20 protein-coding genes are annotated in these 24,642 nt (G+C 62.2%); 14 read left to right on the forward strand and 6 right to left on the reverse strand.

Translation table 11 applies throughout. The features are described from left to right. Positions 1-45: 45 nt before the first annotated feature. Positions 46-1,170, reverse strand: a complete 1,125-nt coding sequence (locus ACST81_RS24405) for a sugar ABC transporter substrate-binding protein (RefSeq protein ID WP_438754037.1) — start codon at positions 1,168-1,170, stop codon at positions 46-48. 220 nt (positions 1,171-1,390) lie between these two features. After that, the gene (locus ACST81_RS24410; protein ID WP_438754039.1) at positions 1,391-2,449 is read right to left on the reverse strand and encodes a LacI family DNA-binding transcriptional regulator; all 1,059 of its coding nucleotides are present in this window, start codon (positions 2,447-2,449) and stop codon (positions 1,391-1,393) included. Between the two features lie 243 nt (positions 2,450-2,692). Between ACST81_RS24410 and ACST81_RS24415 the strand changes: the two genes are divergently transcribed. From ACST81_RS24415 to ACST81_RS24455, 9 genes are all read left to right on the forward strand, one after another. Next, positions 2,693-5,806, forward strand: coding sequence for an aminotransferase family protein (locus ACST81_RS24415; protein WP_438754041.1), 3,114 nt, complete (start codon positions 2,693-2,695; stop codon positions 5,804-5,806). Between the two features lie 81 nt (positions 5,807-5,887). Beyond that, the gene (locus ACST81_RS24420) at positions 5,888-7,558 is read left to right on the forward strand and encodes an amidohydrolase (protein WP_438754043.1); all 1,671 of its coding nucleotides are present in this window, start codon (positions 5,888-5,890) and stop codon (positions 7,556-7,558) included. Between the two features lie 106 nt (positions 7,559-7,664). Further along, entirely contained in the window at positions 7,665-8,774 is a 1,110-nt protein-coding gene (locus tag ACST81_RS24425; protein WP_438754044.1) for an ABC transporter ATP-binding protein, read from the forward strand. A gap of 1 nt (position 8,775) precedes the next feature. Further along, positions 8,776-9,696: an ABC transporter permease gene (locus tag ACST81_RS24430; RefSeq protein WP_438754046.1), complete on the forward strand. Its 921-nt coding sequence runs from the start codon at positions 8,776-8,778 to the stop codon at positions 9,694-9,696. Continuing rightward, a complete protein-coding gene (locus ACST81_RS24435; protein ID WP_438754048.1) occupies positions 9,689-10,489 on the forward strand; it encodes an ABC transporter permease in 801 nt (266 codons plus the stop codon). The genes ACST81_RS24430 and ACST81_RS24435 overlap by 8 nt, the downstream gene beginning before the upstream one ends. Positions 10,490-10,511: 22 nt before the next feature. Beyond that, the gene (locus tag ACST81_RS24440) at positions 10,512-11,546 is read left to right on the forward strand and encodes an ABC transporter substrate-binding protein (protein ID WP_438754050.1); all 1,035 of its coding nucleotides are present in this window, start codon (positions 10,512-10,514) and stop codon (positions 11,544-11,546) included. A 56-nt stretch (positions 11,547-11,602) separates the two neighbouring features. Then, positions 11,603-12,634, forward strand: a complete 1,032-nt coding sequence (locus ACST81_RS24445) for a histone deacetylase family protein (protein WP_438754052.1) — start codon at positions 11,603-11,605, stop codon at positions 12,632-12,634. Between the two features lie 2 nt (positions 12,635-12,636). After that, the gene (locus tag ACST81_RS24450) at positions 12,637-12,786 is read left to right on the forward strand and encodes a hypothetical protein (RefSeq protein ID WP_438754054.1); all 150 of its coding nucleotides are present in this window, start codon (positions 12,637-12,639) and stop codon (positions 12,784-12,786) included. Between the two features lie 2 nt (positions 12,787-12,788). Then, positions 12,789-13,934 carry a serine hydrolase domain-containing protein gene (locus ACST81_RS24455; protein ID WP_438754055.1) on the forward strand — a complete coding sequence of 382 codons (1,146 nt, stop codon included), beginning with the start codon at positions 12,789-12,791 and terminating at the stop codon, positions 13,932-13,934. Here ACST81_RS24455 and ACST81_RS24460 read toward each other — a convergent pair. Continuing rightward, on the reverse strand, positions 13,894-14,640 hold the full coding sequence (locus ACST81_RS24460; protein WP_438754058.1) for a DUF2161 domain-containing phosphodiesterase: 747 nt from the start codon (positions 14,638-14,640) through the stop codon (positions 13,894-13,896). The two genes, ACST81_RS24455 and ACST81_RS24460, sit on opposite strands and share 41 nt — an antisense overlap. 171 nt (positions 14,641-14,811) lie before the next feature. On the opposite strand from ACST81_RS24460, the gene ACST81_RS24465 reads away from it, so the two are divergent. Continuing rightward, positions 14,812-15,222, forward strand: a complete 411-nt coding sequence (locus ACST81_RS24465; protein WP_438754060.1) for a DUF4112 domain-containing protein — start codon at positions 14,812-14,814, stop codon at positions 15,220-15,222. A gap of 26 nt (positions 15,223-15,248) precedes the next feature. On the opposite strand, the gene ACST81_RS24470 is transcribed toward ACST81_RS24465, so the two are convergent. From ACST81_RS24470 to ACST81_RS24480, 3 genes are all read right to left on the reverse strand, one after another. Beyond that, positions 15,249-15,686 (reverse strand): low affinity iron permease family protein, encoded by a 438-nt coding sequence (locus tag ACST81_RS24470; protein ID WP_438754062.1) that lies wholly within the window; start codon positions 15,684-15,686, stop codon positions 15,249-15,251. 98 nt (positions 15,687-15,784) lie between these two features. After that, on the reverse strand, positions 15,785-17,854 hold the full coding sequence (locus ACST81_RS24475; protein ID WP_438754064.1) for a 2Fe-2S iron-sulfur cluster-binding protein: 2,070 nt from the start codon (positions 17,852-17,854) through the stop codon (positions 15,785-15,787). Positions 17,855-17,907: 53 nt separating this feature from the next. Further along, entirely contained in the window at positions 17,908-18,525 is a 618-nt protein-coding gene (locus tag ACST81_RS24480) for a glutathione S-transferase family protein (protein ID WP_438754066.1), read from the reverse strand. Between the two features lie 120 nt (positions 18,526-18,645). On the opposite strand from ACST81_RS24480, the gene ACST81_RS24485 reads away from it, so the two are divergent. The 4 genes from ACST81_RS24485 to ACST81_RS24500 all read left to right on the forward strand — a co-directional run bounded on the left by ACST81_RS24485 (position 18,646) and on the right by ACST81_RS24500 (position 24,629). Continuing rightward, positions 18,646-19,551, forward strand: coding sequence for a LysR family transcriptional regulator (locus ACST81_RS24485; RefSeq protein ID WP_438754068.1), 906 nt, complete (start codon positions 18,646-18,648; stop codon positions 19,549-19,551). A 99-nt stretch (positions 19,552-19,650) separates the two neighbouring features. Further along, on the forward strand, positions 19,651-20,253 hold the full coding sequence (locus ACST81_RS24490; RefSeq protein WP_438754070.1) for a TetR family transcriptional regulator: 603 nt from the start codon (positions 19,651-19,653) through the stop codon (positions 20,251-20,253). Positions 20,254-20,302: 49 nt separating this feature from the next. Further along, entirely contained in the window at positions 20,303-21,454 is a 1,152-nt protein-coding gene (locus ACST81_RS24495; RefSeq protein WP_438754072.1) for an efflux RND transporter periplasmic adaptor subunit, read from the forward strand. A 31-nt stretch (positions 21,455-21,485) separates the two neighbouring features. Next, positions 21,486-24,629 (forward strand): efflux RND transporter permease subunit, encoded by a 3,144-nt coding sequence (locus ACST81_RS24500; RefSeq protein ID WP_438754074.1) that lies wholly within the window; start codon positions 21,486-21,488, stop codon positions 24,627-24,629. Positions 24,630-24,642: the final 13 nt, after the last annotated feature.

The raw sequence follows: 24,642 nt of genomic DNA on the forward strand, positions 1-24,642 counted from the left end.
TCAGTGCGCGACACGCTCTCAGGCGATGCGGATTCCGGCCCGATCTTATTTGTCCGCCTGCGTCTGCCCCATGATTTCCTGCGCGGTAAAATTGATGCCGCAGGTGGGGAAGGAATTGCCGACGAAAAAGTTGTCGGACTGGTCGGGATAGAAATCCTGGCCTTCCTTGAAATTCGGGTCCTCGACGATCGCCAGCGGCAGCTTGACCGATTGCGGAACGACCTCGCCTTCAAGCGCTGCGATCGCCGTCTTGATGGCGACGGCCACCTGCGCAGGACCTGTGCCTGCCGACGAGCATTTCAGGCCGTCGGCTGCATGCTTGGAGCAGAACTTGCGGAACCCGTTCTCCGTTTCGCCGCCGAAGGGCACGAACGCATGGCCGGCATCGATCATTGCCTGCACGACGCCGGTGTCGCCACCCTGCGCGGTGATGCCGTCGAACTTCTTGTGGACGGCGATGGCATCGGCTGTCGCCTTCTGCGCCGTTGGATCATCCCACTTGCCGAGAACTTCGACGACCTCCCACTTCTTACCGGTCGCATCGAAGGTTTCGTGGATGCCGTTGTGGCGATCGGTATCGACCGAAGTACCGGCAACGCCGCGCACTTCGAGGATCTTGCCGCCCTCCGGCAGATGACCCGCCAGCCAGTTCGCCCAGAGCACACCGAGACCCTTCTGGTCGACATTGACGTTGATCGCATCCTGCGTGTCAAGAATGTTGTCGAAGGCGACGAGGATGACGCCGGCTTCCTTGGCGCGCTTGATCACCGGCCCGAAGGCCGTCGGGTTCTGCGCGTTGACGACGATGGCGTCATAGCCGGAATCGATGAAATTGTTGATCGCGGAGATCTGCGCCGGAACATCTTCCCCCGTCGAGACGACCTTGAATTCCTTGAGCTTGGCGGCCACGTCCGGTTGCGCGGCATAGGCCTTGGCGGTCTGGATCATCTGGATGCGCCAGGTATTGGCGATATAGCCATTGGCAAGCGCGATCCGGAACGGACCATCCTTTTTCGGGAACTTGAAGAACTTGGTATCGGCCGCCCAGGGGGCGAAGCAGTCCGCCTGGGCGGCGGGGCCGCTGACCGTTTCCGGGTCGGCCATCGCGGTCGCGCAGGACAGCGTAAGTGTAGCGGCAGCAAGAATGCCGCCGACAAATGTCTTGAACATCGAATTCCTCCCACGTGTTGCCATTTCTGGACTGGCCGCGACAGGCGTTGGGAACGTCGACGACCTTTTGCAGGCGGATGGCTGCAGTCGGTTGCCGGTTCGGCAAGCATGTCGATGCACGAGTCCGATGACGTCAAACGGGCTCCTCCCCGAGCGTCACGCCAAGAATGGTAGCGCTACCAATCGGGATTGTAAAGCAGCCATATGACAACATGCTTTGTTAGGAGTTCGGCGCACCTTCGCGTTTCGTACTCTCGCGGATTTTCAGCTCGAAACCGAGATCGACGATCGACTCGTCCGGCCTTTCGCCTACCATTGCGGCCTGCACCATGCCGATAGCCTGAAGACCAATTTCGTAGCGCGGCGTCCGAACGCTGGTGATCGACGGAAAGGCCACGGACATCATTTCCAGATCATTGAAACCGGCAAGACTGATGCGCCTCGGCACGTCCAACCCGGCGCGATGGCAGGCGAAGAGAACGCCCATCGCCAGATCGTCATTGTTGCAGACGAGGGCGTCGAGGTCCGGGGTCTTGGCAAAGGCCGTTTGGAAGAGGTCGCCACCCATCGAGACACTTGAGGGCATCGTCGTCGTCGTGACAAGCGCCGGGTCGAAACAGCCGGCGGCCTCCATCACCGACTGGTATCCGGACAGACGACGATGCGAGCGCGGGTCCATGCGGGCGCCGAGAAAACCGATCCGCCGGCAACCGGCGTCCAGCAGATGCTGCGTCACGGTCCGGCCGCCCTCGAAATGGGAAAAGCCGACCATCATGTCGACGGGATCGGGGCCGACCTCCATGATCTGCACCACCGGGCAGCCGGCCTTTTCAAGCAGGGCGCGGGTTGCCGGCGCCTGGTCGATACCCGACACGATCAGGCCGGAAGGATGCTGGCTCAAGAACATCCGCACCAGCCTTTCCTCCTCGACGACGGAATAGTGCGTATTGCCGAACTGGATCTGCAGCCGGCTGTCGCGCAGGCCATCGTGAATTCCCCTCAGCACTTCCGAAAAGACATTGTTTGTGAGCGATGGCACCAGCACACCGATGACATCGGCGCGCGCCGAGGCGAGTGCACTGGCATTGGGGTTGAGCACATAGCCGAGCGCATCGATGGCCGAGAAAATCCGTTCGCGAAGCTCGGCGGAAACCCGTTCCGGGGCGCGCAGGGCACGGGAAACGGTGATCGTGCCGACACCGGCGCGGCGTGCCACATCGGCAAGTGTCGGGCGGCCGCTGCTGCGCCGCGCTCTGTTCTTTACGTCTGCCGTATCCATGATCTTGAACTCCGGCCGGGCGCCTTCGCGGGATCGTCGTGGCCCCCGGACCACCCGTTTCGCTATCAAATCCACTGGTTTGAGGCGCGGGCACATGTCAGGCTCATACTATGCATTGTCAGCAATATTCAATAGCCGGGTTCACTTCCGCAATGCCGTGCCTGGAGGCCACGGAAAAATCGAAGGTGGCTTTCGCCGATTTGCGGTTCGCCTTCGCGGCCCGGTGTGCCAATCTCAGCCCGCATGATTCCGGGGGATGAACGATTGGATAATGGATTTTTGCGGCGGGCCGAACTGTCACGGCCGGACGTCACCATCGAGGATGCCCGCGCGCTGTTTGCGACCTATTACGGTCTTGCCGGATCCATCATCGAGCTGGGCAGCCAGCAGGATCGCAACTACCGGATCGAGTCCAGTGACGGCCGTTTCGTGCTGAAAATCTGTCGGGCGGACTACGGAACAAGCGAACTCGAAGCCCAGAACGCCGCCTTGCGTCATATTGCCGGAAAGCCCGGAAACCCCCGCGTGCCAAAGGTCATCGCAGCCACCAATGGCGATGACATCGTGTTCGCCGCCGTGCGCGGTCAGGACTACCACATTCGTTTGCTTGACTATATCGACGGCGAACCGCTGACGCGGCGGAAACATCTGCCTTCCCAAACGGTTGCCGCCCTCGGCGCGATCGGTGGCCGGCTTGCGCTGGCGCTCTCCGATTTCACCCATCCTGGCCTTGCCCGCACCATCCAATGGGACCTACGGCATGCCGGACCGGTCGTCGATCATCTCTTGTCCTCGATATCGGATGAGGACAGGAAAGGGCGGATCGGGGAGGCGATGGAGGCGGCGCTGAAGCGTATAGAGCCGCTGAAACCGTCTCTGCGGCTGCAGGCGATCCATCATGATGTCACCGACGACAATGTCGTCAGCCGGGCGGACACAAGTGGCCGGCTGATCCCGGACGGCGTCATCGATTTCGGCGACATTCTTCACGGCTGGCTGGTGGCGGATCTCGCCGTCACCTGTGCGTCGCTGCTGCATCACGTCGACGGTGATCCCTTCATCATCCTGCCGGCGGTCGTCGCGTTCGACGCCATTTTCCCGTTGAACACCGCGGAATTGCAAGCGCTCTGGCCGCTGATCGTGGCGCGGGCGGCGGTGCTGGTGGCGAGCAGCGAACAGCAGCTCGCGCTCGACCCGGACAACGGCTATATCAGCGAAAATATCGACCATGAGCGGCTGATTTTCGACGTAGCCACATCCGTGCCCTTTGCCCTAATGGAGACCGCCATCCTGCAGGCCACAAGCCATGCGCTGCAGCAGAACGCGTTGCCCGCATGCGGACCGCTACTGCCGGACGTAGACCCATCTCGCGTGGCCCTTGTTGCCCTCCATAGCCAGAGCTCCGTCTTCGATGGTGCGCCTTGGCCGGCGCAGGAGCAGGAACAGACGATTCTGCGACAGGCCGCCGCCGACAATGCGATCACGGCAACCCGCTACGGCGAATATCGCCTCACCCGCACCATCCTGCGATCGCCGAAACCGGCACCGACATGCGCGCTCCATGTCGAACTGCGCCCGCCGGCCGGCACAAGGATTGCGGCTCCGTTCGCCGGCATGGTGAAACGAACGGCCGATGGCCTCGTTCTCGTCGGAGCGGACACTGTGTTGCATCTGAGCAGTGCGGCAATCTCTGTCGAAAAGGCGGGACTATCGCATGACGAAATAGTCCCCCTCTGGCCTGTCGGCCATCTCCCCCACAAGGGGGGAGAGACCCAGCCGCCAGCTCTCGTTTCAGAGGACGGAGAGAGCGGCAGGTCAAGCCCCTCCCCCTTGTGGGGAGAGGTTGGGGAGGGGACTGTTCCACATACTTCAGCGGAAGAGGGGAAGTCCGTCGCAACCGGCGCCACGATCGCCGAAACCATCGGCAACGGAGCCCTGCGGGTTCAGCTCTGCCGCGACGCCGAGATCGCCCCGCCGCCCTTCGTGCGGCCGGATCACGCCGCCGCCTGGACGGTGCTGTGCCCGTCGCCGGCCGCCTTGCTGGGTTTCGATTGCGACGCTCCGGCCCCGGAGAGTTCGGCACTTCTCGCCCGCCGCCAGCGTCATTTCGCCCGGCCGCAGAAGAATTATTACCAGACCCCGCCGCAGATCGAGCGCGGCTTTCGCGAGCATATGGTCGATGTCGAGGGGCGCAGCTATCTCGATATGGTCAACAACGTCACCATTCTCGGCCATGCCGATCCGCGTCTCGCCGACGCCGTCCACCGGCAATGGCAGCGGCTGAACACCAATTCCCGCTTTCACTATGCCTCTGTCGCGGCCTTTTCCGAGCGGCTGGCGAACCTTGCGCCGGAAGGGCTGGACACAGTATTTCTGGTCAACAGCGGATCGGAAGCCAACGACTTGGCCTTGCGGCTCGCCTGGGCGGCAAGCGGTGCGCGCAACATGCTCTGCCTGCTCGAAGGCTACCACGGCTGGTCGGTCGCCAGCGATGCGGTGTCGACATCCATTGCCGATAACCCGCAAGCACTGACCACGCGACCGAATTGGGTGCATCCGGTCATGTCGCCAAACATCTATCGCGGCCCATTTCGCGGCGAGGACTCGACAGCCGATTATATTGCGGCCGCCTTGCCGACACTGGACGAGTTGGATGGGCAAGGGCAAGGGCTCGCCGGCTTCATCTGCGAATGCGTCTACGGCAATGCGGGCGGCATTCCGCTGCCGCCCGGTTATCTCCAGGAAATCTATGCGATGGTTCGCGCCCGTGGCGGCGTCTGCATCGCCGATGAGGTGCAGGTCGGCTATGGCCGCCTCGGTCATCATTTCTGGGGTTTTGAGCAACAGGGCGTGGTTCCCGATATCATCACCATCGCCAAGGGCATGGGCAACGGCCATCCGCTCGGCGCCGTCATCACCACCAGGGCGATCGCCGATGCGCTGGAGAAGGAAGGATATTTCTTCTCCTCGGCCGGCGGCAGTCCGGTGAGTTCGGTGGTCGGCATGACCGTGCTCGACATCATGCGCGACGAGGGACTTCAGGAGAACGCCCGCGTCGTCGGCGATCATTTGAAGCGCCGGCTGGAAGCACTCGGCCAGCGTTTTCCGCTGGTTGGCGCAGTACACGGTATGGGGCTCTATCTCGGCCTGGAGTTCGTGCGCGACCGCGAGACGCTGGCGCCGGCGACCGAGGAAACCGCCGCCATTTGCGACCGTCTGCTCGAACTCGGCGTCATCATGCAACCGACCGGCGATTCCCTGAACGTGCTGAAGATCAAGCCGCCGCTCTGCCTGTCGCGGGAGAGTGCAGACTTCTTCGCCGACATGCTGGAGCGGGTGCTTTCGGACGGCTGGTAGCCAAACGACTGCTTCGATTACGGAAATGCTCCAACGTTGACCTCTCGACCGCCACCCACCCGGCAATGAATGGATAACCGCATGACGCAGACGGCCGATATCATCATCACCAACGCCCGGGTTCTAACGCTGGACGAGAACAATCCGACCGCGGAGGCCGTGGCGCTCGCTGGCGGCCGAATTATCGCTGTGGGCAGCAGCGCAGAACTCCAGCAATTTTCCGGGCCGGAGACGCAGGTGCTCGATGCGGCGGGCGGAACGGTTCTTCCCGGCTTTTCCGAAAACCACATGCACCTGTTTTCCGGCGCCGCCGAACTCGTCCATCTGCAACTGGCCGGGGTGAGCGGGCTTGCGGCGCTGACCGAAGCCGTGCAGGCTTATGCGGAGACGCGGTCCGGTGAAAAGGTTCTCTTCGCGCAAGGCGCCGACTATACAATCCTCGGAGACGCCGATCGCCTGACGCGTCATCACCTCGATGCGATCCTGGCGCATCAGCCTCTGGTTCTCTTCGCCCCCGATCATCACACCGCCTGGGCCAATACCGCCGCGCTCGATCTGGTCGGCATGCTGCACGGTGCCACGCTCGGACCGGGCAACGAGGTGGTGATGGACGAGGATGGCCTGGCGACCGGGGAGTTGCGGGAAATGGAGGCTTTCACGCCGCTCCAGGCGGCCGGCGGTTTCGATCGCTACCGGCTGGGACTAGCCACCGGCGGCGAGCCCGATCCATACCCGACGGAAGCCGAATGGGCGCAGGATATCGCGGTGATGCGGCGCGGCCTTGCCTATTGCGCCTCGCACGGCATCACCACCATCCAGAACATGGATGGCAATCTCTACCAATTGCAACTGTTGGCGGCGATCGAGAAGGAGGACGGATGCTTGCCATGCCGCGTCGTCATCCCCTTCCATTTCAAGAATTTCATGTCGCTCGACATGCTCGAAAAGGCCTCCGACCTTGCCCGCCGCTATGACAGCGACTGGCTGTCCTCCGGCGTCGTCAAGGTCTTCTACGACGGCGTGCTCGACAGCTGGACTGCCGTCATGGTCGAACCCTATGCGGACAAGCCGGGCGATTGCGGTGAAGGCCTGTTCACGCCGGAAAGTTTTAAAGCCGTGGCGGTCGAGGCCGACCGGCGCGGCCTGCAGGTCGCCGTCCACGCCATAGGCGATGGCGCCGTGCGGGCTGTGCTCGACGGTTATCAGGCGGCGCGGGAGATCAACGGCGCTCGCGACAGCCGCCACCGGATCGAACATATCGAGGTCGTCCATCCCGACGACATTCCGCGCTTCTCCGAACTCGGCGTCATCGCCTCGATGCAGCCGCCGCATCCGCCAGGCTGCGCCGGCGTGCCGCTGGAACCGACCGTTTCTCGCATCGGCCGCAACCGTTGGCCGCTGAGCTATGCCTGGCGCACGCTGAAGAACGCCGGCGCGCGGATTTGCTTTGCTTCCGACTGGCCGGTCTCGCCGATCGATCCGCTTGTTGGCATCGAGGCGGCGGTGACGCGCAAGCGCTGGGCGGACAGCGATCCCGACCAATCCTTCTCGATCGGCGAGGCACTTTACGCCTATTGCGTGGAAGGCGCCTATGCCGAGTTCAAGGAGGATCGGAAGGGGCGGATCAAGAGCGGCTATCTCGCCGATATCGTCATCCTAAACGGGGATATCGAGGCCGTACCGGCGGATGAGTTGAGCACGCTAAAGGCGGTCACGACGATCTGCGGAGGACGGATAAGTTTTTCCTCCTGATAAATATTTTGCCCAGAAAAACGGAATCGTATTGTCAACACTCGGGCGCTGTGTTCACCTAGAACAAAGCCAAAAGGCGGGAACAGCAGCTTCATCAGGGTCGGGTATGCCGCATATGGCGGAATTGAACGCGGTCGAAATTCGCAATGTTTCCAAAGTATTCGGTTTCGGCGAATTTGCCTTCGCCGCCGTCGACAACACGTCCGTTTCCATCCGGCAGAATGAGTTCTTCACGCTGCTCGGGCCGTCGGGATGCGGCAAGACCACGCTGCTCAGGCTGATCGCCGGCTTCGAATTTCCGACCACAGGCGATATCATGCTGAACGGCGAAAACATTGCCGCCATGCCACCGTTCAAGCGGCCGGTCAACACGGTGTTCCAGAGCTATGCGCTGTTTCCGCACATGACGGTCGCGGAAAATATCGGTTTCGGACTGACCATGCTCGGCCGCCCGAAGCAGGAGGTCAGGGATCGTGTCGCGGCCATGCTGAAGCTGGTGCGCATGGAAGCTCTTGCCGGCCGCCGCACCAGCCAGATTTCCGGCGGCCAGCAGCAGCGCGTGGCGCTCGCTCGCGCCCTGGCGCCCCAGCCGAAGGTGCTGCTGCTCGACGAACCGCTGTCCGCGCTCGACTACAAGCTGCGCAAGGATATGCAGATCGAGCTGAAGCGCCTGCAGGCGGAAACCGGCATCACCTTCATCTTCGTCACTCATGACCAGGAGGAAGCGCTGACCATGTCTGATCGCATCGCCGTCATGTCGTCCGGCAAAATCCTGCAGGTCGGCAATCCGCGCGAAATCTACGATGCGCCTGCCGATCGCTTCGTTGCCGATTTCATCGGCGAAACCAATTTCCTCAAGGGCCGGGTCACATCGGTCACCGACGGCATCGCTTCGGTCGAAACGCCGATGGCCGGCACCATCTCCGCCACCATGCCAAAGGATTTCAAGGCCGATGGCGAGGTGACGGTAGTACTCCGGCCGGAACATGCAAGCCTCTGCCCACCCGACCAATCGGGCGTCTGCCAAATGAACGGCACGCTGGTAACCATCGTCTATTTCGGCACCGATACCCATTACCATGTGCGCCTGTCCGACAACGAGACCACGTTCACGCTGCGCGAGCAGAACAAGCCGCTGCAGAGAGCGCGGTTCGCCGAGGGTGACAGGGTCGGCATCACCATCGAAGCCAATGCCGCCCGGGTGTTGAGGAACTGAGATGAGCGATGCGGCGGGCACGATCGAGGCGGAGAAGAGCAGGGATATCCGGAAACGGTGGCTGCTTTCGCTTCCCGCCCTGCTGATCATCCTTCTTGCCGCCACCGGCCCACTTCTGATCGTTCTGGTCTATTCCTTCCTCACGCCCGGTCCCTATGGCGACGTGCAATGGCTGCCTTCGCTGGATGGATGGATCAGCGTCGTGCTGGAAAAGGATATTTTCGACGGCACGCTCTCGCTCGCCGACGCGCATGTCACGATCTTCACGCGCTCCGCCATGCTGTCGCTGGTTACCACCATCCTGACGCTGATCGTCGGTTTCCCGACAGCCTATTTCATCGCGACGCGGCCGGAGCGGACACGCGAACTCTGGCTGTTCCTGATCACCATTCCGTTCTGGACCAACCTTCTGATCCGTACCTTCGCCATTCTCGAGGTCATCCGCAACGAAGGCCTGATCAACGGCCTGCTCTTGAAAGCCGGCCTGATCGCACGGCCGATCCAGATGCTGTTCACCGACGGCGCAATCCTGACCGGCATGGTCTATGTCTACCTGCCGCTGATGGTTCTGCCGCTTTATGCCAGCATGGAAAAGCTGGATTTCCGCCTCGTCGAAGCCGGCTACGATCTCTATGCCACGCCGTTCCGGGTGCTTCGCAAGATCATCATCCCGCTGGTCAAGCCCGGCATCATCGCCGGCTCGATCCTCGTCTTCATTCCGGCGCTCGGCGCCTATGTCACGCCGAGCATACTGGGCGGCGGCAAGAACATGATGCTGGGCAACCTGATTGAACTGCAGTTCGGGCAGGGGCGAAACTGGCCGCTCGGCTCGGCGCTGTCGATCACGCTGATGCTGATCGTGATGGTCGCGCTGCTCGCTTATGTCCGCAATGCCGGATCGCAAGGGAGCCGTCATGGCTAGGACATTCTCCATCCGGCGCCAGCGCGGCTTCACGGCAATCGCGATGATCTGTTTCTTCGCGCTCTACCTGCCGATCGGCGTCCTCGTCTTCTACTCGTTCAACGCAGGGCAATCCCTTGCCTCGTTCGACGGCGTTTCGTTGCGCTGGTTCGAAAAAGCGTTCGAGAACCAGCACGTCATCGACGCATCCTTGCGGTCCCTGCAGATCGCCATGACCGCGGCGGTCATCGCGACGATCGCGGCCACCATGGCGGCGCTGGCGACCACCCGCACCGAGCCGTACCGCGGGCTGACGCTGAAATACGCCTTCATCAACCAGCCCTTGATGATCCCGGAAATCGTCACCGCCGTGGCGCTCCTGATCTTCTTTGCCAGGATCAAGACCTGGACCGGCTATTCCGGCCTTGGTTATCTCATTGCCGCCCATACGGCCTTCTGCATTCCCTTCGCTTACCTGCCGATCCGGGCGCGTCTTGAAAACATGGACCTGACGCTGGAAAAAGCGGCCGCCGACCTCTACGCCACGCCATGGAAGGCCTTCCGCTATGTCACCCTGCCACTGCTCTGGCCGGGCATCCTCGCAGGATTCATGCTCGCCTTCGTGATCTCGCTTGATGATGTCGTCATCACGGAATTCGTGAAATCGGCCGGTCAGGACACCCTGCCGACCTACATGCTCGGCCAGCTTCGGCGCGCCATTACACCGGAAATGAACGCGATCTCGACACTCTTCCTGCTGCTGTCGATCTGCGTCGTCACCGTCTTCTTCGTCGTCAACAGAAAACGTGTCTAACAAGAAGGAAGGGAACAGAACAATGAAGCGCATCACAGCGGCTCTGGCCGTAACGGCAGCACTGCTCGCATCGACCGGTCTCGCCCATGCCGAGGGCGAACTCAACATCTACAACTGGGGCAACTATACCAGCCCCGACATGATCAAGAAGTTCGAGGACAAGTACAAGGTCAAGGTGACGATCACCGATTACGATTCCAACGACACGGCGCTCGCCAAGGCCCGTCAGGGTGGCTCCGGCTTCGATATGGTCGTGCCGTCGCAGAACTATATCCCGATCTGGATCTCGGAAGGCCTGCTCCTGGAAACCGATCCGTCCAAGATGGAGAACTTCAAGAACATCGCGCCGGAATGGGCCAATCCGGAATTCGACCCCGACCGCAAATATACAGTTCCGTGGGCGATGGGCACGGTCGGAACGGTCGTCAACACCGATGTCTACAAGGGCGACATCAACACCTGGGGCATCATCTTCGATACGCCGGATGAACTGAAGGGCAAGGTCAACGTCGTTCCGGAAATGAACGACGTCATCGATGCCGCCGTGCTCTATAATGGCGGCACGAAATGCACCGGCGACCTGACGATCCTGAAGAAGGTGCGCGACACGCTGGTCAACGCCAAGCCGAACTGGGTGGCGATGGAATATGGCACGATCGAGAAGATGGGCTCGGGCGACTTCGCCGCGTCCAGCGACTGGAACGGCTCGGCCTTCCGCCAGCGACTTGCCAATCCGGCAATCAAGTATGGCTATCCGAAAGAAGGCTTCGTCGATTGGAGCGACAATCTGGCCGTCCTGAAAGACGCCAAGAACGTCGAGAACGCCAAGCTCTTCCAGAACTTCATGATGGATCCTGAAAACGCCGGAATGAATTCCGGCTTCCACCGCTATGCCAACGGCATTGCCGGCTCCGACGCCTTCATGCCCGCCGACATGAAGGACGCGCCGGAAATCAAGGTGCCGGTCGAGTTCGCCTCGAAGGGTGTTCCCTCAATGACCTGCCCGCCGGAAGTCCAGGAACTCTACACCAAGATCTGGACCGAACTGCAGAAGTAACCCTCTTTTCGCACCCCGCCATCCGGCGGGGTGCGTTCCCGCCGACGGATATTTTCATGAAAACAGTCTTTTCACCCCGCCATCTGGGCCATGCCAACCAGCTTGAGCTTGTCGCCGGAGCCATCGTTCCAGGTTATGAACTCACCTCGCGCGCCGAATATGTCTCCGGGCGGATCAAGACAGTCGGCCTCGGGCCGATCCTTGCGCCGCAGGACTATGACCTCGGCACCGCAGCCCGCGTCCACCGCCAGGATTACCTCGATTTCCTGCCGACCATCTGGTCGCGCTGGACCGCCGAGGGACGCTCGAGCACGGCGCTGCCTTTCACCTGGCCGACGCGGGGCCTGCGCGGTGACGTGCCGCCGGAATTCATCGACGGATTGCTCGGCTATTATTCCTTCGATGCTGGCTGCGGCATCGTCGAAGGCTCCTGGGATGCGATCAAGTCCTCGCATGATGTGGCACTGACGGCGGCAGCCCTCGTGCAGGGCGGCGAGCATGCCGCCTTCGCGCTCTGCCGTCCGCCGGGTCACCATGCCGGCGCCGGCTTCATGGGCGGCTATTGTTATATCAACAACGCCGCCGTCGCCGCACAATGGCTGCGCGACAACGGCGCCAAGCGCGTCTCAATCCTCGACGTCGATTATCATCACGGCAACGGTACGCAGGAGATCTTCTATTCCCGTGCCGATGTTCAGGTCATCAACCTGCATGCCGATCCGATGCAGGAATACCCCTATTTCCTCGGCCATGCCGACGAACGCGGCACGGGGGAGGGTACCGGCTACAATCTCAACTATCCCATGCGCTTCGGCACCGAATGGGAGCGCTGGAGCCAGTCGCTGGAAGATGCCTGCGGCAAGCTCGTCGCCTACAATCCCGATGTCGTCGTCGTCTCGCTCGGCGTCGATACGTTCGAGAAGGATCCGATCAGCAAGTTCAAGCTGAAGACCGAGGATTTCCCGAAGATTGGCGAACGCATCGCGCAATTGAACCTGCCGACGCTGTTCGTCATGGAAGGCGGTTACGCAGTGGCGGAGATCGGGGTGAATGCAGTCAGCGTGCTCACCGGCTTCGAGGGCGCGTGATCGTGGCCGCGGCTCCAACCATGACGCTCGACGTCGTCCAGTTCTCCTGCACGGATAACCTCGACGACAATCTCGCGACTGCGTCCCGCCTGATCCGGCGGGCGGCGCTGGGCGCCAATGTCATAGTGGCTACGGCGGACAGGGGAGAATGAGCATGACGGATTTTACCCGCGCCGACGTGACGCTTGCCAACTGGCGCCTGTCGCCCTTTTCCCGTTGGGCCTTCCAGAATGTCAGCGAGATCGTGCCATCGGCCGTCATCCGGGCACACCCGCAGACTGAACCGCCGGCCTTGGCGCTTGGCTCGTTGGCCGGGCTCGAAGTCACCGGCGCCGACGGGGCGTCGATGTCGCTTGCGGATTTCCTGACGGCAAGCGAAACCGACGAACTGGTCGTGATGCGCGACGGAGCGATCGTCGCTGAATGGTCGGCCAAACATTCCGATCCGGCGCAGGCCCACATCATCTTCTCGATCTCGAAATCGCTCACGGCCTTGCTGGCCGGCATTCTCGCCGGCAAGGGGCTCTTGTCCTTCGATAAACTGGTCGGCGATTATGTGCCGGAGATCGCCGGATCGGCTTACGCGGACGCAACCGTGCAGCAACTGTTCGACATGGAAATCAGTGTCGATTTCGTCGAGGACTATCTCGATACATCCGGCGCCTTCGACCGCTATAGGCGCGCGACGGGCTGGAACCCGCCGAAACCACACAATCCTGCACCCGACCTCAAGACCTTCGTCTGCGGCATCGGCAAGGGGACAGGGACGCATGGCGAGAAGCATGCCTATCGCTCCCCCAACACCGATCTCGCCGGCATGGTGTTGGAACAGGCGGCCGGCAAACGCCTCGCGGCGTTGTTCAGCGAGTATCTCTGGAGGCCTATCGGCGCGAAATCCGACGCGATGATCACGGTCGATCGCATCGGCAATGCGCGCGCCGCCGGCGGCATGTCAGTGACGGCACGTGATCTGGCATTGACCGGCGAACTGGTGCGAAAGGAGGGGGCAGGCCTCATCCCTCCATCCTGGATCGCCGACCTGTGGACCGGCGGCAATCGTGATGCCTGGAAGATCGGCGACCAGTCGGCCCTCTTCGAAAACGGCAGTTACCGCAATTACTGGTATGAGACCGGGCAAGGGGAACTGGCTGCGATCGGTATTCACGGCCAGTGGGTCTGGGTCGACCCGGCAAGCCGGACCGTCATCGTCAAGCTGTCGTCACAGGCCGTGCCCATCGACGCCGTCCTCGACCAGGCGATCATCGGTGTGCTGCGGCGGATTTCGAGCGCCGACCTTTAACCGGTTCGGATGCAATGGTGCCCGCTCCGGCGGCATCCTCGGGGCTGGCTTCTGGCGGCGCGATCGGCCAGCGGACCAGCGCCTCGATCCCCGTTGCCGTCAGGCCATAGATGCCGCGCTCAATGTTCTCGAACCAGCCATAGACATTACCGCGCAGGATGGTCGCCGCCGCCGGCGCGATGGCCTTCAGGTCGCGCGGCCGCAGTGGTCCCGCCTGGAGTGCCGCCGCGCAGGCGAGCGCCTGCTGGCGATAGGCCGTCATGATCGGCGAACGTGTGCTGCCACCCGCCGTCGGATCCCCCTTGCGACGCTTGTGCTCGGTGACGAGGCGCGAGCGCTTTCGGTTGTTCTTGCGGGGCATCAAGGCAATCGGACTGACCAGAACGTCGACCGTGCCATTGTCGGAAACCGAGAGCATGCCAAAACCGAGCCGCCGGCAGAGATCGCGGTAACGGCGGTCGCTCTCGCGGCCCTTGCCCTTTGCCGACACCCGGGCAGCAATCCACACCTCGTCGCTCGCGGCTGCCCGGTCGACCGCCTGCAGGATGAGTTCGAGATTGAAACTGAGCTTCAACTCGCAGATCACCACGACCGGCGGCTCGTCCGGGCTCAGGCCAACGAGATCGCAGCCGGCAATCTCGCCCTTGACAGCATAGCCGGCCGCTTCGAGAAAGGCCTTGATCGGCTGATAGAGCGTGGTCTCCAAATCATGTCCTCATCACACGTCGGTTACGGTCTTGCCGCGATTTGCCGCCGAGATCAACGAAGTCTCGCGAATTTTGGAACCAAGCGAAAACAGCCGCCGTCATGTGGACTGGAACCCGTCGCACCGCCTCATCGTTGTCCCGGATATCGAGCGGACTGGAAAGGACAGTGAATGATCAGCGGCGCGCGCACATCGAGTTTCAGGACTGAACCCGAGACGCTTGGCAAGGCGGAGCGGTTGAGGCGGTTGCGCCGGCTGAACGTGGCGGCGCGGCTGATGGATACGGCGCTCAGGGTTCCCGGCACGAATATTCGCTTCGGCGCCGATTCCGTGCTCGGGCTCCTGCCGGTGGTCGGCGATGCAAGTGGCGCCCTGATCGGCCTCGTCATCGTCAACGAAGCCCGCAGGCTAGGCGTGCCGCGCCACAAGCTGATCCGCATGGTCTACAATCTCGGCCTGGATGCCGTCGTTGGCGCGATCCCGGTGGCGGGTGACGTTTTCGACGTCTATTTCAAGTCGCACAAACGAAACATCCAACTGATCCTCGACCACTTCGAGATGGACCGCACGGATCTGGGCTGACGGTTTTCGGATCGCCTTTTCCATAATCAATCAGGCTTTTCCTCGAGTTTCGCCTGCCGATCGCCAATGAGGTGATCCACCTTGCCCTCCGGTCCATGTTCCGGCTCGCCTTCGGCCGCCTCCTTCAAAAGTCGCGTTAGACGCTTCAACTCCTGTTCATCGAGATGCTCGATGCCCATGAAGCGGTTTTCCGCATGGCTTGTCAGAATCAATTCGTCGAGTTTCGCCTGCACGGCCTTGCCGTCGCGGTTCTGGGAGTTTTGTAGCACGAAGACCATCAGGAACGTGATGATCGTCGTCCCGGTGTTGACCACGAGTTGCCAGGTTTCCGAAAAGCCGAAGAGCGGGCCGGTCACCGCCCATGTCACGATCCCGGCGACGGCCACTACGAACGTCGCCGGCTTCCCGGCAATATCCGCAACAGCGCCGGAAAATTTCGAGAAGAAACTGGGTTCCGCGGACATGGCACTTTCTCCAACGTATCTACGGTCTGGAAAATCTTCCGGTGACCGGGAAGTTCCGATGTCGGCACGCATTAGAAAAAGAAAGTCGGGCCGGGTCGTCAGAGATCAAGCTGGAGACTGCCCGTCCCTTTGGCCGGAACGGCACAGCAGATCAGCGCTTCGCCTTCCGCGATCGGGGCGGACGGACGCTTGGCATAGGTGACGGAGCCCGAGACGACCTTGGTGCGGCAACTACCGCACGTTCCCAGACGACAGCTGAATTCCGGCGCAAGCCCGCGTGCCTCCGCCAGTTCCAGCAAGCTGCCGGACCCCGGATTCCAGCGAGCCTCCTTGGCCGATTGCACGAACTGGACGGCGACCGGGATTGCCGAAGCGCTTGCCAGCGGTTCGGCTGCCTTCGCCGCGTCCGGCGTCCGGGTCAGCGAGGCCGGTCCGAAGGTTTCCGCATGGAGGCGTCCATCGGCGATATTGAGGCCACGCAGGCCGTCGTAGAGCGACTGCATGAAGGGCGGCGGGCCGCAGAGATAAAAATCATAATCGTTGAACGGCAGGACCTTGCCGAGCAACGCCGTATCGATCCGACCTTGGACATCATAGTGTTCACCGGCCGAAGCGCCGGTGACATCGCTCAGCACGCGGATCAATCGCACAACGCCGCCGGCGGCAGACACCAGATCGGCGATCTCCCGATCGAAGGCGCGGTCTTGCTTGGTCCGTGCCGACACGAACAGCCAGGTCGGGCGCATCCGCCGCTTCCGCAGGCCCTCGTAGACGATGTGACGCAGCATCGACAATATAGGAGTCACACCGATGCCGGCGGCAAGCAGGACGGCCGGCCGGGCCTCGGTCGGATCGATGGTGAAAAGGCCGGCAGGCTTGCGAGCCTCGATGATATCGCCCTTCTTCAAAGTATCATGCAGGTGCTGGGACACCAGCCCTTCACGCTTGACGCTGATCCGGTAGATGCCGTCCGAAGGCGCAGCCGACAGCGTATAGGTGCGCGTGACCGGGGTGTCGCTTCCCGCCGGCGTCACCCGGATCGGCAGGTGCTGCCCTGCAACGTGCGGCAGCAGGCCGAGGCCATCGGCCGGGTCGAGATGGAACGAGCGGACCGTCGCACTTTCCTGGACGATCCGCGCCACGCGGAACGGCCTCCAGGCAGCGGCGGTTTCCTGCGCCTTGATGCGGGTGGCCGCGTCATCCCAGCTGCCGGTCATCAGTGAATTGGGCGATTGTCCATCACGGCGCGATGCCCAGCGCAAAGCAAGGGCCTCGGGACGGCGCACGACATGCCGTGGCGTAAAACGCCAGAACCGTTCGGCACCTTGGAAAGCGGCGATCTCCGGCGAATCCAGCACGACTTCCGCATCGCCGGAAAGCTGCAGCAGTTCGCCGGTCTCGAAATCGGCAAAGACCAGTCCCGCCTTGCCGTTGGCAAGGATGTTTCCCAGCGTGTTGAAAAAGAGATTGCCGGCAAAATCGGGGATGGTGAGCACGCCGTTTTCGTCCACCCGGATGAAGCCCGGCTTGCCGCCGCGATGCGACGCATCGACCTGCCGTTCACCCGTTTCGCGATCGACATAGGAAGCGACGAAGGCCGTGTCGGCAGCCGCGATCATCTGGCGGGCGCGTTCATCGAGGTTACCGCCAACAATCGGCTTCACATCCGTCTGGATCGACGGATTGCGGGCAAACTCGAAATCGCGCAGCCGGATATATTGCGGGCAATTGCCGTAGGATTGGCCGACACGAACATCGAAGGAGCCGGAGTCTGTGCGGATGATCGTGCCGTTCAGGCGATTGCGCCGACGCGTGTGCAGCTCGATACCGAGCATGCCGACCGGCTGACCGTCATCCATGCCGGCATCGGCGGGGTCGGCTGTTTCACGTTCAAGGCCGACGCTCAGCGTGTAGGGATCGGGGCTGGCGAGAAAGCCGGGCTTTGCCGCGCGCAACGTCGCCCAGGCATTGCCTTCCGTATCGACCGAACCGAGCACGACGAAGGGAAGCTGCGGATAGAAGGCACGGTGCTGGTCGATCAGGTGATCGCGCAGCACGCGCCGGCCGATCTCGTCCATCCGCTCTGCGACGCCAACCTTGCGCTGAAGCTCGATTTCCCCGGCATGCCAAGGGGAAGAGGAAGCATTTGCAGTGCTGACGGTCAACATGACGAGGATCCTTTCGGGAGAAGGAGAGCGGCCGGTCGCCGCCCCCGGATGGGTCAGGCAACTTCGGGAATACCAATTTCGGTCTTCTGGAAGGCAACGAAGCCGGGCAGTGCCTCGACACGCCGCAGCCAGACGGTCACGTTGGAATAGGCCGCCCGGTCGACATTTCCTTCCGGCGCGCGGGCGATGTAGCTGTAGAGCGCGACATCGGCGATGGTCGGGTGGTCGGCGGCAATCCACTGGCGCTCGGCGAGCGCCTTTTCGATGCGTCCGAGGATGACATGGGCGCGGGCGATCACTTCGTTCGCATTGAATGGCGCATTGAAGACTGTGATCAGCCGGGCTGCGCAGGGTCCATAGGCGATCTCGCCGGCGGCGACGGAGAGCCAGCGCTGCACGGCGGCAGCACCCTTCGCGTCCTCCGGCAGCCAGTTCGTCACGCCTTGCTTCTTGGCGAGATAGACGAGGATGGCATTGGAATCGTTGATGATCGTGCCGTCGTCATCGAGCACCGGAACCTGGCCGAACGGATTGAGCTTGAGGAAATCCGGCGCCTTGTGCGCGCCGGCAGCCAGGTTCACCTCGACGAGTTCGGCGTCAACGCCGAGCAGCGACAGAAACAGCCGGGCACGATGGGCGTGGCCGGACAGGGGATGATGGTAGAGCTTCATGGCATGGTCTCCGAAGGTTGCAGGTTGTCGAGGGCAACTATCTTTCTTTCCCTGCTCGAACTGAAGCATGATAAAAGACAAGACATCATTCCGTTTTGAGGAATAATCGAGGAAACGCCGATGGACCGTCTTCAAGCCATGCGGGTTCTGGTGAAAGTCGCCGACAGCGGCAATTTCGCCCGTGCCGCCCGCGACCTGAACATGAGTCCGCCGGCCGTGACCCGGGCGATCGCCTATCTGGAGGACCTGACGGGCGCCCGTCTGTTCCTGCGCTCGACCCGATCGGTAAAACCAACGGCGCCGGGTAGCCGCTATATCGAGGACTGCCGCCGCATCCTGACCGATATCAGCGAGGCGGAAGCCTCCGCCGGCGGCTCGCATGCCAAACCCTCCGGTCTGCTGACGGTAACCGCGCCGGTGCTCTTCGGACAAATGTACGTCATGCCGATCCTGACATCGTTCCTGACGCAGTATCCCGCCGTCACTGGCCGCGCCCTCCTGCTCGACCGGGTGGTGAACCTGCTGGATGAAGGCATTGATGTTGCCCTGCGCATCGGCCACCTGCCGGATTCCGGTTATAGCGCCATCCGCGTCGGCAGTGTCCGGCGGGTGATCTGCGGCGCACCGTCCTATTTCGAACGACATTCCATCCCGAAAGTCCCGGCGGATCTGATCGATCACACCGTCATCGCCAGCACCGGATCGTCCGCGCCGATCGACTGGCGGTTCGGCCAGAACCCGAGAGCCGGCTTTTCCCTCCAACCTCGCCTGTTCTGCAATACAGGCGAGGCGGCCATTTCGGCAGCAGTCAGCGGTTGGGGCGTGGCCAGCGCGCTGTCCTACCAGGTGGCGCCGGCCATCAGCGAAGGCCGGCTGCAGATCGTCCTTGCCGACCACGAGGAAACGGCCATCCCGATCCATGTCATGCATGCCGAAGGCCGGCATATTTCGGCCAAGACCCGCGCTTTCGTCGATCATCTCGTGGAGCACTTGCGGGCCGACCGACACGTTCAAGCTGCCGCATGATGGAACAAAGCCACACTGCCGCAGTTGACAGGACAGGCCTTTCGATTTACGAATGACGAAATTCAAAAATCGTCAGTCGTAAATCGAAAGGCTGGTGTCATGGTCGAAAATGCAGAAATCCTTGATGCGACGCGTCAGGAAAACATCACGCGGATCCTCGACGCCGCCGAGGCGCTGTTTCGACACTACGGCTATTCGAAAACCAATGTCGCCGACATTGCCCGCGACCTCGGCATGTCGCCGGCCAATATCTATCGCTTTTTCGCCTCCAAGACCGAGATCCACCAGGCTATCTGCGACCGCATGCTTGCCACCAGCTATCAACAGGCTCTGGAAATATCCCGCCTGCCGATCAGCGCCGCCGATCGCCTGAGCCAATACCTGCATGCCCAGCACCAACTAATCGTGACCGCCATGCTCGATCATGAAAAGGTGCATGAAATGGTCATCGTCGCCATCGAACGTGATTGGCATGTCATCGAGAAGCACATCGATCGCATGAACGACGTGGTCGAGACGATCATCAAGCAGGGCATCGCCGCCGGCGAATTCGCTCAGCAGGATTCCGCCGTCGCCGCCCGATGTTTCTGTGCCGCGACGGTGAACATGTGCCACCCGCAGATGGTGGCGCAATGTCTCTCCAAACCGAACAGGGCCACGCCGGAAGAACTCATCGCGTTCGCCCTCAAGGCCCTCGGATAACGCCGCCAAGGCCTCACCCACATTCTTCAGTCATTGCCAGGAGCGCGAAATGCCTTCGCCCAGCCATACCCTTGTCCGCTTTTCCCCCGCCGTCCTTCTGACCGCCGCCGCTCTGGTGCTCAGCGGATGCTCCGAGGAAAAGGTCGAAACCGTCGAGGTCATCCGTCCCGTCAAGACGGTAGAGATCGCCAAGGCGGACGAGACGCGCACGCTCGACTATTCCGGTTCGGTGCGCGCCCGCACCGAGATGAACCTTGGCTTCCGCATCAACGGCAAGATCATCGAGCGGCTGGTGGATATCGGCCAGCGGGTCAAGGCCGGCGATCTGCTCGCCCGCGTCGATCCCGCCGATTATCTGCTTTCCGTGCGCAGCGCCCAAGCCAGCCTCGATGCAGCCGAACGGCAGGTCGAGACGGCCGAACTGGCCCGCAATCGCGCCGAACAGCTCTATGCCAAGCAGGTTGCGCCGAAATCACAGCTGGAACAGGCCGTATTGAGCTACAACCAGGCCATCGCCACCCGCGATTCCGCCAAGTCGACACTGGATCAGGCCAAGAACCAGGTCAGCTATGCCGACTTGAGATCGGACCAGAATGGCATCGTCACCGCCGTCAGCGCCGATGTCGGACAGGTCGTCGGCTCCGGAACCCCGGTCGTGACGGTGGCGGTCGATGGCGAAAAGGAAGTGCTGATCGCGGTGCCGGAAACGGACATCGCCCAGTTCAAGCCGGGCAAGACGGTCAAGGCCGGCTTCTGGTCCGACGACGCGCTGATGCTGCAGGGCAAGGTGCGCGAGGTCGCCGGCAGCGCCGATCCGCAATCGCGCACATTTGCCGTGCGTGTCAGCCTGCCGAACGATCCGAACGTTCTGCTCGGCATGACCGCCACGATCGAGGCCACCGCCCTCAACGCCGAGCAGGCCGTCTCCATTCCGCTGACCGCGCTCACGCAAAAGGACAAGCAACCGATCGTCTGGACGGTCGATCGCTCCGCCGCAACGGTTCACGCCCGCCCGGTCACGGTCGGCGACTTCACCGGTGATGGTGTTCGGATTTCAGATGGCCTCAAGCCCGGCGATCTCGTCGTGTCCGCCGGGACGCAGTTCATGACCGAAGGCCTCGAGGTCAAGCTCGATGCAGCGGCCGAGCAGCAGTCGGCATCGGCCGACGATATGCAGGGCAGCGACCAACGCCTGCGCTGAACCCAAATCCATCGAACGCGGAACCACGCCGATGACCTCCACCACCGATCAAAAACAATCCTTCAACCTGTCGCGCTGGGCGATCGCGCATCCGAGCATCGCGCGCTTCCTCTTCGGGCTGATCCTCATCACCGGCGTGCTCGGCCTGATGCGCATGGGCCAGAAGGAAGACCCGGATTTCACCTTCCGCGTCATGGTCGTGCAGGCGATCTGGCCCGGCGCCTCGATCCAGGAGATGGAAGACCAGGTCGTCAACAAGATCGAGCGCAAGCTGCAGGAAACGCCGCACCTGGATTTCGTCCGCTCCTACACCCGCGCCGGCAGTGCCATCATCACTTTGCAGGTCAAGGGCGACACCAATGCGGAAGAGGTTGCCGATGCCTTCTACCAGGTGCGCAAAAAAGTCGGCGATATCGCCAACGAACTGCCGCAGGGCCTGCTCGCCCCCTATTTCAACGATGAATTCGGTGACACCTTCATCACACTGCATTCGCTGAGCGGCAACGGTTACAGCTATCCGGAACTGAAGCGCTTCGCCATCCAGGCACGCGACATGCTCTTGACCACGCCCGGTGTCGAGAAGGCCGTGATCATCGGCGACCAGCCGGAAAAGATCTATATCGACATCTCCTCCAAGGCGCTGTCGGAACGTAACCTGACCCTCGTCGACGTCCAGAACGCGCTGAAGGGCCAGAACAATGTCGATCCCGCCGGCTCGGTCGATACCGGCCTGCGCTCGGTGCGCATTTCCGTCGAGGGCAGCGTGACCAAGGCGGAGGACATCCGCGAGCTGCGGCTGCGCGCCGGTGGCCAGGTGACGCGACTAGGTGACATCGCCACCGTCTCGTCGGGTCTCGAAGACCCATTCCAGCGGAAATACCGCTACAACGGACATGACAGCGTCCAGCTCGGTGTCGTCATGGCCAAGGGCTTCAAGGTCACCGATGTCGGTGCCGCTGTGGAAGAGACCTATCAACGTTTTGAAGCGGCGCTGCCCTACGGTGTCGCGGTCGACCAGATCGCTAACCAGCCGGAAGTCGTCACCGACGCCGTCAGCGAGTTCATGCATGCGCTCGGCGAAGCGCTGGTCATCGTGCTCGTCGTTTCCTTCCTGTCGATCGGCTGGCGTTCGGGCCTGGTGATCGCGATCGCTATCCCGCTCGTGCTGGCCGCCACTTTCGCCATCATGTACGAACTCGGCATCGACCTGCAGCGCATCTCGCTCGGCGCGCTGATCATCGCGCTCGGACTGCTCGTCGATGATGCGATGATCGTCGTCGAGCTGATGGAACGAAAGCTGGAGGAGGGGCTGGTCAAACTCGACGCGGCCAGTTTTGCCTACAAATCGACGGCGTTCCCCATGCTGACCGGCACGCTGATCACCACGGCCGGCTTCATTCCCGTCGGCTTTGCCGCCTCGACCGCCGGCGAATATGTGCGCTCGTTGTTCTACGTCGTCGGCATCGCGCTGGTCGTCTCCTGGTTCGTCGCCGTCTATTTCACGCCCTGGCTCGGCTACATGATCCTGAAGCAGCGCAAGCATGCCGGCGAGCACCACGACGTCTTCGACACCCGTTTCTACCGCCGCCTGCGCAGCACGGTCAGCTGGGCGGTGCGCCACCGCATTATCGTGCTCACCATGACGTTTGCGGTCTTCGGAGCCAGCCTGTGGGCATTCCAGTTCATCCCGAAGAACTTCTTCCCGCAGTCCTCGCGTCCGGAAATCCTTGTCGATCTCTGGCTGCCGGAAGGCACCAGCATCAAGGAGGTCGAGAGCCAAGCCAAGGCGCTGGAAGCGAAGATGATGGACGACAAGGACAAGAAGTTCATCGCCACCTATATCGGCGAGGGCGCGCCTCGCTTTTTCCTGCCGCTCGACCAGCAGCTGCGCAATCCGAACTTCGCCCAGCTTCTGGTCATGGCCAATGACGAACCAGCCCGGGAGCGGCTGATCGTCAAGCTGCGCACGATCCTTGCCCAGGATTTCCCGACCGTTCGCGGCAAGGTCGATCGTCTGTTCCTTGGGCCCCCGACCGGCTGGCCCGTGCAGATGCGCATCATGGGACCGGATCGCACCGAGGTCCGCCGCATCGCCGACCAGGTGAAGGCGAAATTCGCCGAGAACTCTGAGATCGGTGCGCTGCACGACGACTGGCTGGAGCCGGTGACCGCCATGAAGCTGGTCATCGATCAGGACCGCGCCCGCGCGCTCGGCGTCTCGTCCCAGCGTATCCGCCAGATCCTGCAAGCCTCTATGTCCGGTGCGCCGCTCGACGATTTCCGCGATGGCGAGGAAACGGTTTCGATCGTCGCCCGCGAGCCGGATGCAAGCCGTCACCTGCTGTCCTCGGTGGATTCGATCTATGTACCGACGGATTTCGGCGCTTCGGTGCCGCTGTCGCAGGTTGCCAAGGTGGTTCCGGTTCTTGAGCAGGGCGTCGAATGGCGCCGCGACCGCCTGCCGACGATCACCGTGCGCGGCACGTTGCCGGATGGCGTCCAGCCGAACGATGTGGCGATGAAGATGTATGCGGACATGCAGCCGCTGCGCGACAGCCTCGCTCCCGGCTACAAGGTCGAGATCCAGGGCGGCGCCGAGGATGCGGCCGAAAGCCAGCAGTCGATCGCCGACAAGGCGCCGATCATGCTCGCCGTCATCGTTGTGCTGCTGATGATCCAGTTGCAGCATTTCGGCAAGGCCATGCTGGTGCTGGCAACCGGCCCGCTCGGGATTATAGGTGCCGCCGCAGCCCTTCTCATCAGCGGCGCGCCGTTCGGCTTCGTGGCGATCCTCGGCGTCATCGCGCTGCTGGGCATCATCATGCGAAACTCGATCATCCTCGTCGACCAGATCGACCAGGATATCGCCGCCGGCATGGACCGGACGGAGGCGATCGTCGGCTCGGCCGTGCGCCGTTTCCGGCCGATCGTTCTCACCGCGCTGACGGCGGTCCTGGCGCTGATCCCGATCTCGCGCGGCGTCTTCTGGGGTCCGCTCGCCTACGCGATGATGGGTGGCATTGTCGTCGCCACGGTGCTGACCATCGTCGTGCTGCCGGCAGGCTACGCCCTGTTCTTCGGCAAGGAGCCAAAGAAGACCGACCGTGCGCCGGAAGAAGCCTCGGAGGAGGTGGAAGACGAACCCCACTATCCGACGGCAATCGCCGCCGAATAGAAGGCACCATATA

Source organism: Pararhizobium sp. O133 (assembly GCF_051669845.1).
Classification (GTDB): domain Bacteria; phylum Pseudomonadota; class Alphaproteobacteria; order Rhizobiales; family Rhizobiaceae; genus Pararhizobium.

What these genes read in the sequence shown, in the direction of transcription:
- ACST81_RS24435 (WP_438754048.1), top strand. Translation starts at nt 9,689, where the DNA reads ATGGCTAGGACATTCTCCATCCGGCGCCAGCGCGGCTTCACGGCAATC.
- ACST81_RS24490 (WP_438754070.1), top strand. Translation starts at nt 19,651, where the DNA reads ATGGTCGAAAATGCAGAAATCCTTGATGCGACGCGTCAGGAAAACATC.
- ACST81_RS24480 (WP_438754066.1), bottom strand. Translation starts at nt 18,525, where the DNA reads ATGAAGCTCTACCATCATCCCCTGTCCGGCCACGCCCATCGTGCCCGG.
- ACST81_RS24440 (WP_438754050.1), top strand. Translation starts at nt 10,512, where the DNA reads ATGAAGCGCATCACAGCGGCTCTGGCCGTAACGGCAGCACTGCTCGCA.
- ACST81_RS24405 (WP_438754037.1), bottom strand. Translation starts at nt 1,170, where the DNA reads ATGTTCAAGACATTTGTCGGCGGCATTCTTGCTGCCGCTACACTTACG.
- ACST81_RS24425 (WP_438754044.1), top strand. Translation starts at nt 7,665, where the DNA reads ATGCCGCATATGGCGGAATTGAACGCGGTCGAAATTCGCAATGTTTCC.
- ACST81_RS24445 (WP_438754052.1), top strand. Translation starts at nt 11,603, where the DNA reads ATGAAAACAGTCTTTTCACCCCGCCATCTGGGCCATGCCAACCAGCTT.
- ACST81_RS24485 (WP_438754068.1), top strand. Translation starts at nt 18,646, where the DNA reads ATGGACCGTCTTCAAGCCATGCGGGTTCTGGTGAAAGTCGCCGACAGC.
- ACST81_RS24475 (WP_438754064.1), bottom strand. Translation starts at nt 17,854, where the DNA reads ATGTTGACCGTCAGCACTGCAAATGCTTCCTCTTCCCCTTGGCATGCC.
- ACST81_RS24495 (WP_438754072.1), top strand. Translation starts at nt 20,303, where the DNA reads ATGCCTTCGCCCAGCCATACCCTTGTCCGCTTTTCCCCCGCCGTCCTT.
- ACST81_RS24455 (WP_438754055.1), top strand. Translation starts at nt 12,789, where the DNA reads ATGACGGATTTTACCCGCGCCGACGTGACGCTTGCCAACTGGCGCCTG.
- ACST81_RS24420 (WP_438754043.1), top strand. Translation starts at nt 5,888, where the DNA reads ATGACGCAGACGGCCGATATCATCATCACCAACGCCCGGGTTCTAACG.
- ACST81_RS24415 (WP_438754041.1), top strand. Translation starts at nt 2,693, where the DNA reads ATGATTCCGGGGGATGAACGATTGGATAATGGATTTTTGCGGCGGGCC.
- ACST81_RS24465 (WP_438754060.1), top strand. Translation starts at nt 14,812, where the DNA reads ATGATCAGCGGCGCGCGCACATCGAGTTTCAGGACTGAACCCGAGACG.
- ACST81_RS24410 (WP_438754039.1), bottom strand. Translation starts at nt 2,449, where the DNA reads ATGGATACGGCAGACGTAAAGAACAGAGCGCGGCGCAGCAGCGGCCGC.
- ACST81_RS24500 (WP_438754074.1), top strand. Translation starts at nt 21,486, where the DNA reads ATGACCTCCACCACCGATCAAAAACAATCCTTCAACCTGTCGCGCTGG.
- ACST81_RS24430 (WP_438754046.1), top strand. Translation starts at nt 8,776, where the DNA reads ATGAGCGATGCGGCGGGCACGATCGAGGCGGAGAAGAGCAGGGATATC.
- ACST81_RS24470 (WP_438754062.1), bottom strand. Translation starts at nt 15,686, where the DNA reads ATGTCCGCGGAACCCAGTTTCTTCTCGAAATTTTCCGGCGCTGTTGCG.